Source organism: Kitasatospora sp. NPDC094016, from assembly GCF_040304045.1.
Taxonomy (GTDB): Bacteria; Actinomycetota; Actinomycetes; order Streptomycetales; family Streptomycetaceae; genus Kitasatospora.
The window spans coordinates 14,357-30,311 of the sequence record NZ_JBEOUK010000004.1; the positions used below are offsets into that span (position 1 = coordinate 14,357).

Genomic DNA, 15,955 nt, shown 5'->3' on the forward strand with positions numbered 1-15,955 from the left:
CGTTGACCGGGCAAGAGGGACGAGGCAGAAAGGGCTTCCCCACCGCACCATTGGAGGGCCTGACGTGCACCGCCGGCACAACGGACTGAGGACCGCCGTCCTGCTCGGCGGCCTCTCGGCGCTCATCTTGGTGATCGGCGGATTCTTCGGCCGAACCGGCTTGGTGATCGCCCTGCTGGTCGCCCTCGGCACCAACGCCTACGCCTACTGGAACAGCGACAAGCTCGCGCTGCGGGCCATGCGGGCCCGGCCGGTCAGCGAGATCGAGGCGCCGCGGCTCTACCGGATCGTCCGCGAGCTCTCCACCGCGGCCCGCCAGCCGATGCCGCGCCTCTACATCTCCCCGACCCCCGCGCCGAACGCCTTCGCCACCGGCCGCAACCCGCGCAACGCGGCCGTCTGCTGCACCGACGGCATCCTGCAACTGCTGGACGAACGCGAGCTGCGGGGCGTGCTCGGGCACGAGCTGAGCCACGTCTACAACCGGGACATCCTGATCTCCTCGGTCGCCGGGGCGCTCGCCTCGGTGGTGATGTTCCTGGTGAACTTCGCCTGGCTGATCCCCTTCGGCCGCAGCGACGACGACGACGGGCCCGGCCTCTTCGGCATGCTCGCCATCATGATCCTCGGCCCGCTGGCGGCCGGGCTCATCCAGCTGGCCGTCAGCCGCTCCCGCGAGTACCAGGCCGACGCCGACGGCGCCCGGATCACCGGAGACCCGCTCGCCCTGGCCGGCGCCCTGCGCAAGCTCGACGCCGGCACCCGCCGGCTGCCCCTCCCGCCGGAGCCGCAGATCCAGACCGCCAGCCACATGATGATCGCCAGCCCCTTCCGCCCCGGCGAGGCCGGCGCCCGGCTCTTCTCCACCCACCCGCCGATGGCGGAGCGCATCGCCCGGCTGGAGCGGATGGCGGGCTACGGGCGCTGAGCCCCGCTCCGCGCGGGCCGGGGGTCAGGGCGTCCGGTCTCGGCACGATCCGTCGCGGTCGGCCCGCTCCGCGCGGGCCGGAGGTCAGGCCGGCAGGTCCTCGTAGGCCCGGCGGAGGCGGTGGATCCCCTCGGCGGTGTGCGCGGAGCTCTCGGCGGCCGCGTAGCTGAGGCGCAGGTGCGGGGCCGGGGGTTCGGCGGCGTGGTACGGGCGGCCGGGGGTGACCTGGACGCCGGCGCGCAGGGCGGCGGCGGTGAGGGCACCGTCGTCGACGCCGTCCGGGAGCCGCAGCCACAGGTGGTAGCCGCCGGGCCGGTAGGTGCCGAGCAGACCGGGCAGTTCGCGGTGCAGGGCGGCGACGGTGGCGGTGCGGCGGGTCCGCAGTTCCGCCCCGAGGGCGCGCAGGTGGCGGGCCCAGCCGGGGTCGGCGACCAGTTCCAACGTCGCCTCCTGGAGCGGCCGGGGCACGAAGAAGCTGTCCACCACCTGGGTGGCCCGCAGCCGGGCCAGGGCCGGGCCGCGCGCGGTGAGTGCGCCGACCCGCAGGTTGGGCGAGGCGGCCTTGGTCAGCGACCGCAGGTGCACCACGACCCCGTCCTGGTCGTCGGCGGCGAGCGGTCGCGGCAGCGCGGGGGCGTCCGCGTGGACGAGCAGGCGGGCGAAGTCGTCCTCGACGACGAACGCGCCGGCCGCCCGGGCGATCCGCAGCACCTCGGAGCGCCGGGTGGGTGAGAGCACCGCGCCGGTCGGGTTCTGGAACAGCGGCTGGCAGACGAAGACCCGCGCCCGGGTGGCCTCGAAGGCGTCGGCCAGCAGGTCGGTGCGCACGCCGTCGGCGTCGACCGGGACGGGGACGGGCCGCAGCCCGGCCGCGCGGACGACCGCCAGGATGCCCGAGTAGGTCGGCGACTCCACCAGGACGGGCGCGCCGGGCGCGGCGAGCGAGCGCATGGCCACGGTGAGCCCGCCCTGGCCGCCGGAGGTGATCAGGACGTCCCCGGCGCCGATCGGCCCGCCGGTGCCGCCGATGTCGCGGGCGAACCAGCCGCGCAGCTCGGTGAGGCCGTCGGTGGGCGGCCGGTCCCAGGCGCCCGGGCGCCGTCCGGCCCGGGCGAGGGCGGTGGCCAGCAGGCGTTCGGGCAGCAGCGAGGCGTGCGGGTAGCCGCTGTTGAGGTCGATGACGTCGGGCGGGGGCACGCGGAGGGTGGCGAACACCGGGGCGGCCAGCAGGTCGCGGGGGTCGGAGTCGGCGCTGAGCGCGACCTCCTGCCAGGAGAGGTCGCCGGGACGGGCGGCGGGCGCGGTGGTGCCGGCCGGTCGCCCGGCGAAGGCCGCTGCCCGGAACACCCCGGCGCCCGGCCGGGAGACCACCAGGCCCTCGGCCGCGAGGACCGCGATGGCCCGGGAGACCGTCACTGGGCTGACCTGGTGGCGCTCCACCAGCACCCGGCTGGACGGCAGCTTTCGCCCCTCCGGGTAGCGCTCGACCTCCCTCCGCAGCCTGTCGGCGAGTTCGGTCACACTGCTACGCTCGTTCATGACGGCACAAGATAGCGCTACCCGCCCGTCGGCGGTAGCACCGCGAAGCCCCGCCTCCGGCACCGCCCTGGCCGCCCTCGGCGTGGCCTCCTTCTCCCTCAGCTTCCCCGCCACCGCGTGGGCCCTGACCGGCTTCGGGCCGTGGACCGCGACCGGGCTGCGCGGCGTCGTGGCCGGCCTGCTCGCCGCGCTCTACCTGGCCGCCGTCCGCGCCCCGCTGCCGCCCCGGCGGTACTGGCCCGCGCTGCTGGTGGTGTCGGGGGGCTGCGTGCTGGGTTTCCCGCTGCTGACCACGCTCGCCCTGCGGACCTCCTCCACGGCCCACTCGGCGGTGGTCATCGGTGTGCTGCCGCTGGCCACCGCGGTGTGCGCGGCGCTGCGCACCGGGCGCCGGCCGTCCCGGGCGTTCTGGGCGGCGGCGCTGGCCGGGGCGGCGGCGGTGCTCACCTTCACCCTGCTGCAGAGCCACGGCCGGCCGACCGCCGCCGACCTCTACCTGTTCGCGGGGCTGCTGGTGTGCGCGGCCGGGTACGCGGAGGGCGGGCGGCTCTCCCGGGACCTGCCGGGCGCCCGGGTGATCGCCTGGGCGGTGGTGGCCGCGCTGCCGCTGACGCTGCTGACCACGGCTCTCGCACTGCCCGCCGAGCCCGTCCACCTCGGGGCGAGGGCGCTGACCGGGCTGGCGTACACGGCGGCGGTGTCGCAGTTCGGCGGGTTCGTGCTCTGGTACCGGGGGATGGCGGAGATCGGGGTGCCGCGGGCGAGCCAACTGCAGCTCGCGCAGCCGCTGTTGACGCTGCTCTGGTCGGTGCTGCTGCTGGGCGAGGACCTGCCGGCGGCCGCACCCGTCACGGCGGTGGTGGTGCTGGTCTGCATCGCGGTCACCCAGCGGGCCCGGACCTGAGACGGGTCCGGGCGCGCGGACCACCGGGTCGTCAGAGCGTGGCGCCCTCCTGGGGGCGGTAGACGCAGAGCGCGCAGATGATGAAGACGTCCAGTGCGATCACCACGAGTGACCAGAGCGGGAAGTACGGCAGGACCAGGAAGCTGTCGAGGGCACTCAGCGAGGTGAAGAGGATACCGGCGTAGCGGGCCCAGGCGGCGCCCTTGAGCAGGAACGCGCCGGTCACCGCGACCAGCACGCCGACGACGATGTGGACCCAGCCCCAGCCGGTGAGGTCGAACCGGAAGACGTAGCGGGGGGTGTGGACGAAGAGGTCGTCGTTGGAGACCGCCATGATGCCCCGGAGGGCCTCCATGATGCCGTTGATCAGCATCAGCACACCGGCGAACATCACCAGGCCGGGCGCCCAGTCGCGGAACTCGTTGCCCGGCGTCGGCTGCCGCGTGCCGGAGGTGGTGCGCCAGGTCTGCCCGGGCTGCTCGGGGTCGGTGCGCCGGGGCTGCCCGGGCTGCTCGGGGCCGGTGCGCGGGGGCTGCTCCGGCTGCGCGGGGTCGGGCGACGGGCTGCTCATGGACTCCTCCAGGGGCCGAACAGGCCTACGGGCGGACCGTACGGACTTCGACCGTCCGCCGGGCCGGGGCGCCGGGCAACCGGGCCGGGGCCGTTCGGGCGACGCGTCGCGCGCGGGAAGCCCGGCGCGAACCGGTTCGCGCCGGGCCCGCGCTCGTTAGGATGAGCGGGTGCCCCGCCGGCTCCGGGGCGCGGCATCCGGAGGGAGTGGGCCGTCATGGCAGACGAGAGGCACGCTCCGGCGGCCGCGGAAGCGCCCGTCCGAAGGCGCGGCCAGGGCGAGTTGGAGGCACAGGTACTCGCGGTGCTCCAGCGGGCGCCCGGACCGGCCACCGCGGGGTGGGTCCAGGAACGCCTGGAGGGCGACCTGGCGTACACCACCGTGATGACCATCCTGTCCCGGCTGCACGCCAAGAGCGCCGTCTCGCGGTCCCGTTCGGGCCGCTCCTACCTGTGGCAGGCCTCCTCCGACGCGGCCGGGCTGGCGGCCCTGCGGATGCGCCGGATGCTCGACGGAGAAGCGGACCGGGACGCCGTCCTGGCCAGCTTCGTGAGCGCGCTGCTCCCGCACGACGAGGACCTGCTGCGGGCGCTGCTGGACGCCGCGTCCGTCGATCCGGCAGCGGCCGACCGTGAGAGCTGACCCGTGGGCTTCTTCGTCTTCCTCCCGCTCATCCTGCCGCTGACCGCGGTACCGATCGCGCGTCTCACCGAGCAGCACCTGCACCCGCGCGGTGCGGCCCGGCTGATGACCGTGATCAGCGCGGTGATGGCGGTGTGCAGTGTGCTCTGCCTCGGCCTGATCGGCGTGGTGGGCACCGCGCAGATCCCCGGCAACCCGCTGCCGGACAGCTGGTCCGACCCGGAGGTGCGGGCCGCGCTGCCGTACCACGAGACGTTCGGGACGGCCGCGATGTGGCTGCTGGTCCTGGTGGCCGCGGCCTGTGCCCGGACGGTCGGCCGGCACCTGCGGGTGCGCTCCCGGGCCAGGCGGGCGCTGACCGGGCTGCCGGCGGGGCCGGAGTCGGCCGGCGATCTCGCGGTGCTGCCGGACCGCAGCCCGTACGCGTACGCGCTGCCCGGTTCGCCGGGGCGGGTGGTGGTCTCCACCGGGATGCTGGCCGGGCTGCCCGAGGACGAGCGGGAGGCGCTGCTCGCGCACGAGCGGGCGCACCTGCGCCACCGCCACCACCGGTACCTGCTGACCACCCAACTGGCCGCCTGCGTCAACCCGTTCCTGCGGCCGCTGCAGTACGCGGTGGCGTTCAGCGCGGAGCGCTGGGCGGACGAGGAGTCGGCGCAGGAGGTGGGGGACCGCCGGATCACCGCGCGGGCGGTGGCCCGGGCGGCCCTGGTGTCGCACGCGGCGCCGGCGCCCGGCTTCGCGGCCTTCGCCGCCCCGGCGCCCGCGCCCGGCCCGGTGCCGCGCCGGGTCGCCGCACTGCTCGGCCCGGTGCCGACGTCCCGCAACTGGCCTCCGGCGAAGACCCGGGCGGGCCTGGCCGCGATGGTCGCCGCGGCCGGTACGGCGGCGTCGGCGCTGTGCGCGCTCAACGCCGCCGTGGCCCTGCTGGTGGTGCTGAAGGCCGTCACCCCGCTGTAGACCGGGTGGATCAGGCAGATCAGGCCGATCAGGCAGTGGCGAGCGCGTCCAGGGCGGCCTCGGCGTCGGCCAGGGACTTGGCGGCGATCGGCTGCAGCCCGGCCAGGGCGGGGACGTCGTCGGCGCGGGTGAGTTCGGCCGGGACGATGTGCAGGTGCTCGGCCGGGACGCCGAGCCTGGCGAAGTAGGCCCGCAGGTACGGGGTCTGGAAGTCGAAGGCCTCGCGCGGGGTGCCGGGGCCGTAGCCGCCGCCGCGGGCGGCCGCGACGACGACCCGGGTGCGGCGCAGCAGGCTCTCGCCGGTGTCCGGGTCGGTGTAGACGCCGGGGAAGCTGATCCGGTCGATCCAGGCCTTGAACACGGCCGGGACGGTGAGGTTGTACATCGGCACGCCGAGCAGCACGGTGTCGGCGGCGAGCAGCCGGTCGACCAGCGGGTGGGTGAGGGACCACTCGTGTTCCTCGTCCGGGCCTTCGGCGAGGGCGGCGACGTCGGAGGCCGGGATGGTCCCCTTGCGTTCGACGCGGCGGCCGAGCATGGCGTACCCGGCGCCGATCGCGGCGACCGGCTCGGCGGCGAGGTCCCGGTAGACGTACCGGCCGGCGGAGCCGTGCCGGGCGCGCCAGGCGGCGGCGAACCGGGCGGTCAGCGCGCGGCTGACCGAGTCGCCGAGGCTGATGCTGGAGTCCAGGTGCAGCAGGGTGGTGGTGGTCACAGCGTTCTCCCGTCACTTCGGTGGTGGGTGGATCGTCATCGGTGTGACGGGCGGGGCCGAGGAAAGGTGACCGATGGACCGGGACGAGGTGCTGGCGGCGCGGTTCGAGGCCGAGCGGGGGCGGCTGCGGGCGGTCGCCCAGCGGATGCTCGGGTCGACGGGCGAGGCGGAGGAGGCCGTCCAGGAGGCGTGGCTGCGGCTGGACCGGGCCGGCCCGGACGAGGTGGACAACCTGCCGGGCTGGCTGACCACGGTGGTGTCGCGGATCTGCCTGGACGTGCTGCGGGCCCGCGCCGTGCGCCGTGAGCAGGCGGTCGGCGCCGCGCTGCCGGACGGCCTGCCGGACCCGGCGGCCGGCGCGGGGGCCGAGGGCGCGGACCCGGAGCGGCAGGCGCTGCTGGTCGACTCGGTGGGCCGGGCGCTGCTGGTGGTGCTGGACCGGCTGGGGCCGGCGGAGCGGGTCGCCTTCGTGCTGCACGACGGTTTCGCGGTGCCGTTCGAGCAGATCGCGCCGATCGTCGGCCGGACCCCGGTGGCCGCCAAGAAGCTGGCCAGCCGGGCCCGGCAGCGGGTGCGCGGGGCGGCCGCGCTGCCGCCGGAGCGGCTGGCCGGGCACCGGCGGGTGGTGGAGGCGTTCCTGTCCGCCGCCCGGGGCGGGGACCTGGCCGCGCTGCTGGCGGTGCTGGCGCCGGACGTGGTGCGCCGGGCCGATCCGGCCGCGCTGCCGGCCGGGCGTTCCCTGGTGGCCCGGGGCGCGGAGACGGTGGCCCGGGAGACCACGGTGTTCGGCCGGCGGGCCCGGTTCGGCGCGGTGGCGCTGGTGGACGGGGTGCCGGGGATCGTGATCGCCCCGGGCGGTCGGTTGCGGCTGGTGCTGCGGGTGGCGGTGGCGGACGGCCTGGTGGCCGGCTACGAGGTGGTCGCCGACCCGGTGCGGCTGGCCGCCCTGGAGCTGGCCGTGCTGCCGGAGTGACAGGGCCGTGCCACTGGATCCCGGACGCGTTTCGGTGGATGCCGTCGGGCCCGGAGGCATCCACCGGGCGTGGCCTACTCGGCGAGCCGGACGATCATCTTGCCGGTGTTGGTGCCGCGCAGCATGCCGAGGAAGGCGTCCACCACGTGCTCGAAGCCGTCCACGATCGTCTCGTCCGGGACCACCGCGCCGGAGCGCAGGTGCGGGACGAGGAACTCGTACAGCTCGGGGTGGGCGTCGCGGTGGTCGCGGACCAGGAAGCCCTCCAGCCGCAGGCTCCTGCCGACCACGTCGAAGAGGTTGCGCGGGGCCGCGGGCGGGTTCCCGAGGTGGTTGTACTGGGCGACGGCGCCGCACCAGGCGATCCGGCCGTGGTCGCGCATGGCGCTGATGGCGCCCTCCAGGTGGTCGCCGCCGACGTTGTCCAGGTAGACGTGCAGCCCTTCGGGGGCGGCCTCGCGGAGCCGGTCGGCGATCGGCCCGTCGTGGTAGTCGAAGGCGGCGTCGAAGCCGAGGTGCCCGGTGAGGTGGGCGGCCTTGGCGGCGGAGCCGGTGCTGCCGATGATCCGACCGGCGCCGAGCAGTCGGGCGAACTGGCCGGCGGCGGTGCCGACCCCGCCGGCCGCCGCCGAGATGAAGACCGTCTCGCCGGGTTGCAGCCGGGCGATCCGGGTGAGGCCGACCCAGGCGGACAGGCCGGTGCCGCCGAGCACCGACAGGTGGGCGCTGAGCGGGACGCCGTCGAGGTCGGGCAGCGGGCTCGCGCTCCCGGCGGTGACCACCGAGTGGGTGCGCCAGGCCTGGCGGTGGAAGACCAGCGCGCCGACCGGCAGGGTGCCGGCGCGGGACTCGACCACCCGGCCGAGGGTGCGGCCCTCCAGCGGGGCGTGCAACTCCCAGCCGCCCTCCTCCATCTCCTCGCGCATGTACGGGTCGACGGACTGGTGGGTGTTCTCGACCAGGGCCTCGCCGGCGGCGAGCGCCGGGACGCGTTCCTCGACGAAGGCGAAGTTCCCGGCGGTCGGGGCGCCGTCGGGACGGGACACCAGGTGGACGGCGTGCGCGGTGGGGCGGGGCATCGGGCTGCTCCGAACGGGAGGCGGCGGGCGGACGCGCCCACAGTAGGAAGCGGGTGAGCGGCCGGGGAGGGGTCCGCGTCGATGGAACGGCGGCTTCCATGAGCGGGATCGATGGATGCCGGTAGATTCGGACGCATGACCGATCTCGCCCCGCACGAGCTGCGGATCCTGGTCGCGGTCGAGGAGGAGGGCAGCTTCACGGCCGCCGCCGCGCGCCTGGACACCACCCAGTCCGCCGTATCGCACGCCGTGCGCGCCTGCGAGCGGAAGCTCGGCGCGGTGCTCTTCGACCGTGGGCGCCACGGCGCACGCCCCACCGATGCCGGCGCGCGTGCGGTGGCGTACGCCCGCCGGATCCTGCGGCTGCTGGCCGCGATGGGTGCCGAGGTGCGGGGCGCGGGCACGGCGGGGCCGCTGACCGGCACGCTGCGGATCGCCGCCTTCCGCAGCGCGGCCGCCCACCTGCTGCCGCCCGTGCTGGCCGGGCTGGCCGCCCGCCACCCGGGGCTGACGGCGCAGGTCCGGATCGTCCGGGAACTCGGCCGCGGCACCTCCGGAGAGGTCGCCGACGGCCGGGCCGACCTCGGGCTGGCAACCCTGGACGCCGACGGCCCGCCGCCCGTCCCGGGCCTGGTCGCGGTGCGCCTGTACGAGGAGTCGTACGCGCTCGCGCACCAGCGGGGCCATCCGGCGCCGCGCGGGCTGCCGCTGGTCGACTGGGACGAGAACTGCGATTCGTACACCCGGGACTGGTGGCGGCGGCAGGACTGGATCCCGCCCGCGACCATCGACGTCGAGGACGACACGGTGGCCGTCTCGCTCGTCTCGCAGGGCCTCGGCATGGCGATCATGCCCCGGACCGCGCTGCTCGGTGCCCCGGCCGGCCTCGCCGTCGCCGACCTCGGGCCGCACCCGCCCAGCCGGTTCGTCGGGTACGTCACCACGCCCGAGCTGGCCGGGACGGCCGCCGTCCGGGCGCTGATCCGCGAGCTGCGCCGGCTCCCGCTGCCGGCGGGGCTGACGGCGGCCTGACGAGCCGTCTGGCGAGCCGTCCGGCGGGCCACCTGGCGGGCGGCCTGTCCGGCTCCGGCGGCTGTCAGCCGGTCAGCCGTCAGCCCCCCAGCCCCTCAGCCGTCAGCCCCCAGCCCTCAGCCGTCCAGCGCGTCCCGGAGCCGGCGGAACTCGGCGGCCAGCGCGTCCAGCGTGTAGTGCGCGTTGAGCCCGCTCGGGTTGGGCAGCACCCACACCGCGGTGTCGCCGATGCCCTCCGGCTGGCGGCCGATCGCGGCCCGCCGCTGCCCGAAGGCCGTCCGGTAGGCGCCGATGCCGAGCACGGCCAGGACGCGCGGGCGCAGCCGCAGCACGCGTTCGGTGAGCGCGGCGCCGCCCTCCCGCAGTTCCTCGGTGGTCAGCTCGTCGGCCTTGGCGGTGGTGCGCGGGGCGACGTTGGTGATGCCCAGGCCGAGCGCGGGCAGTTCGCCCTGCTCGTCCGGGCGGAACTGGCGCGCGGTGAAGCCGGAGCGGTGCAGGGCGGGCCAGAAGCGGTTGCCGGGGCGGGCGAAGTGGTGCCCGGTGGCGCCGGACCACAGGCCCGGGTTGATGCCGCAGAACAGCACCCGCAGTCCGGGCCCGGTCACGTCGGGGATGGTGGTGTCCTTGGCCGCCTGGAGCTGTTCGGCGGTGGGCTTCACGGGAGGGAGGGGCTGGTTCGGCACTCGGCCAAGTCTGCCCGCTCCCTGATGAGCCGGGTACGCCGGTTCCGCAGCCGGCGCAGGCCGAACACCACCAGTGCCGCGTACGCCCAGCCCGCGAAGATGTCCACGATGAAGTGCTCGGCGCCGTACACCAGGGTGAACGCCATCGCGAGCGGGTAGGCGACCAGCAGCGCCCGCAGCCAGGGGCGGGCCGTCGGCCAGAAGAAGAACAGCAGCATCGCGGGGTAGGCGGAGTGCAGCGAGGGCATCGCGGCGACGTCGTTGGCGAACTGGCTGCCGTTCTCGACCAGCGAGTTGGCCTGCGGCACCCCGCTGGTGGAGATCACGTCCCACACGACCCGGACGAGCCCCGGCAGGTGGCCCTCCTGGGCGACCAGCCACGGCGGGTCGGCCGGGTAGAGCAGGTACGTGGCGAAGCCGGCGAAGGTGAGCAGCAGGTAGCAGGCGAGCAGTTGCCGGAACCGGTCGTGCCGGCGCCGCCAGAGCACCGCGAGCAGGGCGAAGACCAGGAAGAAGTGCGAGAGGTAGACGAGGGCCGCCGCGTAGTCGTACCAGTGCGGCGAGCCGGGCGTCCACAGTGCGTGCTGGAGCCGGACGGTCCAGGTCTCGCCGAAGCCGAGCACCTCGTCGGCGCGCAGTTGCGGCAGCCAGTGCGGGGCCCACGGGGTGTGCGCGCCGTAGCCGCGCAGCAGGGAGTACGTCCAGACCGCGGCCATCACCGGCACCCAGTCGCGCAGCACCAGCAGGAAGCCGCGGCGGCCGTGCCCGCTGTGCACGGCCGCCGTCAGCAGGGCGCCGATCAGCCACAGGAACACCACGTCGTTGGCGAAGGCCATGCCCTGGGTGCGCAGGTACCAGACGAGCGCGGTCAGGTAGACCGGCCAGGCCAGCAGCCGGAGTCTCGACAGACCGGTACGGCGGGGGCGGGCGGTCACGGGTCGCAGTCGCCCGGCCCGCGCCGGGTTGGGCGGGGCCGGGCTGAGCAGCTTCGTCATGCTCACCGAAACTACCAACGCAAACTTGGAGGACTCTGGGTGAACCATGACCGCCTCGTAAGAAAATCGCATAGTCGGGCCGCCGTTCTGACGGCGGAGCAGCGGGGTGACGGCCCCGTCATGAGACGAAGCCCAGCTCGTGCGGAGTGTTGTTGAGCCGGCGGCCGCCGGTGGGGGTGACGGTGACGATGTCCTCGATTCGCACCCCGAAGCGGCCGGGCAGGTAGACGCCGGGCTCGATGGAGAAGCACATGCCGGGCACCAGCGGCCGTTCCTCGCCCTCGACCAGGTACGGCGGTTCGTGCGTGGTGAGGCCGATGCCGTGCCCGGTGCGGTGGATGAAGTACTCGCCGAAGCCGGCCTCGGTGATCACCCGGCGGGCGATCCGGTCGATCTCCTGGCAGCTGACCCCGGGTCGGACCGCCTCGAACGCGGCCTGCTGGGCGAGCCGGACCGCGTCGTGTACCTTCCGGACCTCCGCCGGCACCTCGGTGCCGACGTGCACGGTGCGGGTGGTGTCGGAGCCGTAGCCGTCCTTGAGCCCGCCGAAGTCCAGCACCACGGTGTCGCCGGGCCGGATCACCCGGTCGCCGGCCTCGTGGTGCGGGTCGGCGCCGTTCGGGCCGGAGCCGACCACGGTGAAGTCGACCTGGCTGTGCCCGTACGTGATGAGCAGTGCGCCGAGGTCGGCGGCGACGTCGGTCTCCCGGCGGCCGGCGAACTCGACCTCCAGGATGCCCCGGTAGGCGGCGTCCGCGGCGCCGCCGGCCGCGGCCAGCCGCTCCAGCTCCTCGGTGCCCTTGACCGCGCGCAGCATCGGCAGGGTCTCGGTGAGCGAGGTGAAGCCGGTGCCGGGCAGCGCGGCCTGGAGGCCGAGCAGGTGCATCGCCCAGGCGTTGTCGGAGATGCCGTACCGGCCGGCCGGGTCGAGCAGCGGGCGGACGGTGGCGTACGGGTCCTCGCCGTCGGTCCAGTCGAGCAGCCGCAGGGCCGGGGCGCCGACCGCCCTCTCGGCGTCCGGGCGCTCCAATTCGGGGACGATCAGGGTGGGTTGGCGTCCGGCGGTGAGCACCAGGGCGGTGAGCCGCTCGGTGACCGCGGTGGGCTGGTAGCCGCACAGGTAGACCAGGTCGGGGCCGGGGGCGACGACCAGGCCGGACAGCCCGGCGGCGGTCGCCTCGGCGGTGGCCCGGGCCGTCCGGGCGGTGTAGTCCTCGGTGGTGAAGGGTCGAGGCACGGTCGGGTCCTCCTCGAAGGCCGGGTGGGCTACTTGCGGACGGTGTCCTGCACGTTGAGGTCGTCGATCTCGTCCTGGATCCCGGCGAGCCGGCCCGGGCAGTACACCGAGAGCACGATCGCCTCGGCCCGCACCGCGTCGCGGTCGGACAGCACCGGCCGCCTGCCAGGCCCGTCGGCGCCGTTGGACATGCCGGACGTCCACTGGGCCTGGGTCAGCGCGTTCGACGGGTTCGCGCAGACGGCGCCGCCGTCCTCGCCCAGGGTGTGCACGATCTGGTCCCGCGCGGGCACCGGATAGCCGGCCGAACCCAGCGCCCGGGCGAGCTGCCCGGCCTTGCGGTCGGCCTGGTCGGTGGCGTGCGGCTGGGTGAACGAGAGCAGGCCGGTGATCAGCATCGCGACCAGCAGCCCGATCGCCCCGAGGTGGATCCAGCGGTGCCGGGAGGCCATCAGGCTCGTGGTCATGCCGCACCGCCCGCGGCGCCGCGCAGCTCGGCCGACTCCTGCGCGGCCAGCTCCGCCGCCGCCTCCGGGGAACGCCAGCCGGGCTTGCGCAGCCTGAGGAACAGACACGGGACCAGCAGGCCGAGGACCAGTAGACCGCCGCCGACGATCCCGATGTACGTCCAGACGCTGCCGCTGCCGAACTGGGACGACGGTACGAAGCCGATCGCCATCGCGCACGCCGAGGCGAGCAGCCCGACCACGCAGATCGGTACCAGCGCCGGGGCCCGGTAGCCGCGCGGGTGGTCCGGCCGGGTGCGGCGCAGCCGGATCGCGGCGGTGAACATCAGCAGGTAGACGATCAGGTACACCTGCGTGGTGATCACCGAGAAGATCCAGTACGCGCTGGAGACGTTCGGGATCAGCGCGTACAGCAGGGCGATCGCCGTGGTGACCACGCCCTGGGCGACCAGCAGGTTCTGCTGGACGCCCTCCCGGTTCAGCCGCTGCAGGAACGGCGGCAGGTAGCCCTCCTGCCGGGAGATCATCAGCAGGCCCTTGGACGGACCGGCCAGCCAGGTCAGCATGCCGCCGAGCGAGGCCGCGATCAGCGCCACCGCGATCACCGGGGTGAGCCAGCCGACGTCGAAGTACTGGAAGAAGGCGTCGAAGGCCTGCATCACACCGGCCGTCAGACTCAGCTCGCTGGACGGCACCACCCAACTGATCGCCAGCGCCGGCAGGATGAAGATCAGCAGCACCATCGCGGACGCGGTGAACATCGAGCGCGGGAACTCCCGCGCCGGATCGCGCAGCGAGGAGACGTGCACCGCGTTCATCTCCATGCCGGAGTAGCTGAGGAAGTTGTTGACGATCAGCACCAGGCTGGCCAGGCCGGTCCACTGCGGCAGCAGGTGCGCGGAGTCCATCGGCGCGGCGGAGCCGTTGCCCTGGCCGAGGAAGACGAAGCCGAGCACCACCAGCAGCGTGCCGGGGATCAGCGTGCCGATCACCAGGCCCATCGAGGACAGGCCGGCCACGGCCTTCGTCCCGCGCGAGGAGACCCAGACGCCGGTCCAGTACAGCACCATGATCACCACGGCGGTGTACGGGCCGTTGCCGGCCAGCCTCGGGTTCACCACGTACGCGATCGTCGACGCCACGTACGCCAGCAGCGACGGGTAGTAGAAGATCGTCATCGCGAACTGGCACCAGACGGCGAGGAAGCCCAGCGGCTTCGACAGGCCCTCCGACACCCAGCGGTAGACGCCGCCCTCCCAGCCGGACGCCAGCTCGGCGGAGACCAGCGCGGTCGGCAGCAGGAACACCAGCGCCGGGACGAGGTAGAGGAAGACGCAGGCCAGGCCGTAGACGGCCATGGTCGGGGCGGAGCGCAGGCTGGCCACCGAACTCGTGGTCATCAGGGCGAGCGTCAGCCAGGACATCCGGGGTGCGGTGACCACCCGGGCGGCCACCGAGCCGGTCCGCTCGCGGGTGGTCGGGCCGTCGGGGCTCCTCGGGCCGCCGGGGCGTCCCCGGCCGCCGGGGTCGCTCTGGTCACCGGACCTGCTGGGACCGTCGGGGGCGGCGGCCTCGCCGGAGCCGCCCCGGCCGGGCGAGGGCGCGTCCGTGGAACCCATCTGTCCTCCTCCGGTACGGCCCCGGTCGGCTGCGCGGCGTCCGGGCGCGAGGCGCCCCGGGCGCGGACGCCGCCCCGGGAAGGACCCCGGGGCGGACCGTACCCGGCCAGTTCACCCGGTTGCCGAGGCCGCCGCATGCGGCGTGCACCCGCGCGGGTGAGCGACTGTCAGGGGCGCGCCGCCGGATCCTGCGCGGCCGGCCAGGCGGCGCGGCGCAGCGTACGGCTCACGGTCGCGGGCAGCAGGGCGGCCGCGAGCAGGACGCTGATCGAGGCCAGCGCGACGGCGGGGGAGAGGTGGTCCAGTAGCAGGCCGCTGCCGAGCGTCCCGGCCGGCATGCCCGCGGTCAGCAGCGTCATGGTCGCCGCGATCACCCGGCCGCGGAGCGCGTCCGGCACCTGCCGGAACACCAGCAGGTCCAGCATCACCCGCAGGGCCGGAACGCCGATCCCCACCACGAACAGCGCGGCGAACACGGTGGCCACCCCGCCCGGCAGCAGTGGCGCCAGCGTCACCGGCACGGCGGTCCAGGCCACCACCAGCAGCAGGACGCCCGGCCCGGCCAACCGGTGCAGCCGGGACACCAGGACCGTTCCGGCCAGCGCCCCCACCGCCTCGCCGGCCAGCGCCAGGCCGATCCCGGCGCTGCCCGTGCCCCCGTTCCGCAGCAGCACCATCACCGGCAGCATCAGGGCCGTCCCGGCGAGGTTGACCACCAGCAGGACGGCCAGGGCGGAGCGCAGCAGGGGGGAGGCGGCGAGCAGGCGGAACCCGGCCAGGGCGCCGCCGGACTCGGGGGCCGGCTTCGCGCCGCCCGGTTCGCGGTCCGGGCGGGCGTCGGTTTCGCCGCTCGGCTGCGCGTCGGTGGGGCGGTTCGGTGGGGTGGCGGTTTCGCGGTCCGGCTGCGCGTCGGCGGGGCGGCCGGGGAAGCGCACCACGAGCGCGGCGACCAGCGCGAGCAGGGAGGCGAGCGCGGTGCCGAGGAACGGCACCGCGCTGCCGAGCCCGTACAGGAAGCCGGCCAGCGGCGGACCGGCCAGCGCGGCCCCGGTCATCCGGGCCTCGTCCTGGGCGAGCGCCTGCGGCAGCTGCTCCGGCGCCACCACCGAGCGCAGCGCCAGCAGCCGGATCGGGCCGCTGTACGCGATGGTCGCCCCGACGGCGGCGGCGACGAGCAGCAGGTGGGCCAGGGTCAGCCGGTCGAAGGCCATGGCCAGCGGGACGGTCGCCGTGACGACCAGCCGGGCGGCGTCGGAGGCGATCAGCACCCGGCGGCGGTCGAGGCGGTCGGCGACCACGCCGCCGTGGACGCCGAGCAGCAGGGTCGCGACCATCTGCACGGCCCCGAAGGCCCCGGCGGCGGTGGAGGAACCGGTGAGCGCGAGGACCAGCAGGGGGAAGGCGGTGTCGCCGACCCGCATGCCGAGCGTCGCGGCGGCCTGGCCGGCCCAGAGGGCCTGGAAGCGCAGGTTCCGTCGCAGCGGAACGAGCGGCGTGGATTCCGTCGCCTCCTCCGCCGTCGCCTCCTCCGCCGTCGCCTCCTCCGCCGTCGCCTCCTCCGCCGTCGCCTCCTCCGCCGTCGCCTCCTCCGCCGTCGCCTCCTCCGCCGTC

16 protein-coding genes are annotated in these 15,955 nt (G+C 75.2%); 6 read left to right on the forward strand and 10 right to left on the reverse strand.

Annotation, left to right across the window (positions count from 1 at the left end; translation table 11 throughout):
- Window positions 1-64: 64 nt before the first annotated feature.
- Window positions 65-928 carry a zinc metalloprotease HtpX gene (htpX, locus tag ABT015_RS05245; RefSeq protein ID WP_350876984.1) on the forward strand — a complete coding sequence of 288 codons (864 nt, stop codon included), beginning with the start codon at window positions 65-67 and terminating at the stop codon, window positions 926-928.
- Window positions 929-1,012: 84 nt separating this feature from the next.
- Here htpX and ABT015_RS05250 read toward each other — a convergent pair whose 3' ends face one another.
- Window positions 1,013-2,467 carry an aminotransferase-like domain-containing protein gene (locus tag ABT015_RS05250; RefSeq protein WP_350876986.1) on the reverse strand — a complete coding sequence of 485 codons (1,455 nt, stop codon included), beginning with the start codon at window positions 2,465-2,467 and terminating at the stop codon, window positions 1,013-1,015.
- On the opposite strand from ABT015_RS05250, the gene ABT015_RS05255 reads away from it, so the two are divergent.
- On the forward strand, window positions 2,466-3,371 hold the full coding sequence (locus ABT015_RS05255) for a DMT family transporter (protein ID WP_350876988.1): 906 nt from the start codon (window positions 2,466-2,468) through the stop codon (window positions 3,369-3,371). The genes ABT015_RS05250 and ABT015_RS05255 overlap by 2 nt on opposite strands.
- 31 nt (window positions 3,372-3,402) lie before the next feature.
- Here ABT015_RS05255 and ABT015_RS05260 read toward each other — a convergent pair whose 3' ends face one another.
- Window positions 3,403-3,942, reverse strand: coding sequence for a DUF7144 family membrane protein (locus tag ABT015_RS05260; RefSeq protein ID WP_350876990.1), 540 nt, complete (start codon window positions 3,940-3,942; stop codon window positions 3,403-3,405).
- A 216-nt stretch (window positions 3,943-4,158) separates the two neighbouring features.
- Between ABT015_RS05260 and ABT015_RS05265 the strand changes: the two genes are divergently transcribed.
- On the forward strand, window positions 4,159-4,584 hold the full coding sequence (locus ABT015_RS05265; RefSeq protein ID WP_350876992.1) for a BlaI/MecI/CopY family transcriptional regulator: 426 nt from the start codon (window positions 4,159-4,161) through the stop codon (window positions 4,582-4,584).
- A gap of 3 nt (window positions 4,585-4,587) precedes the next feature.
- A complete protein-coding gene (locus ABT015_RS05270) occupies window positions 4,588-5,544 on the forward strand; it encodes a M48 family metalloprotease (RefSeq protein ID WP_350876994.1) in 957 nt (318 codons plus the stop codon).
- Window positions 5,545-5,572: 28 nt separating this feature from the next.
- Here the strand turns inward: ABT015_RS05270 and ABT015_RS05275 are convergent, their stop codons facing one another.
- Window positions 5,573-6,259 carry an FMN-dependent NADH-azoreductase gene (locus ABT015_RS05275; RefSeq protein ID WP_350876996.1) on the reverse strand — a complete coding sequence of 229 codons (687 nt, stop codon included), beginning with the start codon at window positions 6,257-6,259 and terminating at the stop codon, window positions 5,573-5,575.
- A gap of 73 nt (window positions 6,260-6,332) precedes the next feature.
- Between ABT015_RS05275 and ABT015_RS05280 the strand changes: the two genes are divergently transcribed.
- Complete coding sequence (locus tag ABT015_RS05280; protein ID WP_350876998.1) at window positions 6,333-7,232, forward strand: sigma-70 family RNA polymerase sigma factor; 900 nt, start codon at window positions 6,333-6,335, stop codon at window positions 7,230-7,232.
- 74 nt (window positions 7,233-7,306) lie between these two features.
- Here the strand turns inward: ABT015_RS05280 and ABT015_RS05285 are convergent, their stop codons facing one another.
- Complete coding sequence (locus ABT015_RS05285; protein WP_350877000.1) at window positions 7,307-8,311, reverse strand: NADP-dependent oxidoreductase; 1,005 nt, start codon at window positions 8,309-8,311, stop codon at window positions 7,307-7,309.
- Between the two features lie 135 nt (window positions 8,312-8,446).
- Here ABT015_RS05285 and ABT015_RS05290 point away from each other — a divergent pair, with 135 nt between their 5' ends.
- The gene (locus ABT015_RS05290; protein ID WP_350877002.1) at window positions 8,447-9,343 is read left to right on the forward strand and encodes a LysR family transcriptional regulator; all 897 of its coding nucleotides are present in this window, start codon (window positions 8,447-8,449) and stop codon (window positions 9,341-9,343) included.
- Window positions 9,344-9,459: 116 nt separating this feature from the next.
- Here ABT015_RS05290 and mug read toward each other — a convergent pair whose 3' ends face one another.
- The 6 genes from mug to ABT015_RS05320 form a co-directional block, all read right to left on the reverse strand.
- Window positions 9,460-10,002, reverse strand: coding sequence for a G/U mismatch-specific DNA glycosylase (gene mug / locus ABT015_RS05295; RefSeq protein WP_350877004.1), 543 nt, complete (start codon window positions 10,000-10,002; stop codon window positions 9,460-9,462).
- Window positions 9,999-11,021 carry a phosphatase PAP2 family protein gene (locus tag ABT015_RS05300; protein WP_350877007.1) on the reverse strand — a complete coding sequence of 341 codons (1,023 nt, stop codon included), beginning with the start codon at window positions 11,019-11,021 and terminating at the stop codon, window positions 9,999-10,001. Before ABT015_RS05300 ends, mug begins: the two co-directional genes overlap by 4 nt.
- Before the next feature lie 118 nt (window positions 11,022-11,139).
- The gene (locus ABT015_RS05305; RefSeq protein WP_350877009.1) at window positions 11,140-12,258 is read right to left on the reverse strand and encodes an aminopeptidase P family protein; all 1,119 of its coding nucleotides are present in this window, start codon (window positions 12,256-12,258) and stop codon (window positions 11,140-11,142) included.
- Window positions 12,259-12,287: 29 nt separating this feature from the next.
- A complete protein-coding gene (locus ABT015_RS05310) occupies window positions 12,288-12,725 on the reverse strand; it encodes a hypothetical protein (protein WP_350877012.1) in 438 nt (145 codons plus the stop codon).
- Window positions 12,722-14,149 (reverse strand): glutamate/gamma-aminobutyrate antiporter GadC, encoded by a 1,428-nt coding sequence (gadC, locus tag ABT015_RS05315; RefSeq protein WP_350877391.1) that lies wholly within the window; start codon window positions 14,147-14,149, stop codon window positions 12,722-12,724. The genes ABT015_RS05310 and gadC overlap by 4 nt, the downstream gene beginning before the upstream one ends.
- Window positions 14,150-14,511: 362 nt before the next feature.
- The coding region (locus tag ABT015_RS05320; protein ID WP_350877014.1) for an MFS transporter at window positions 14,512-15,955 on the reverse strand (1,444 nt) is incomplete at its 5' end.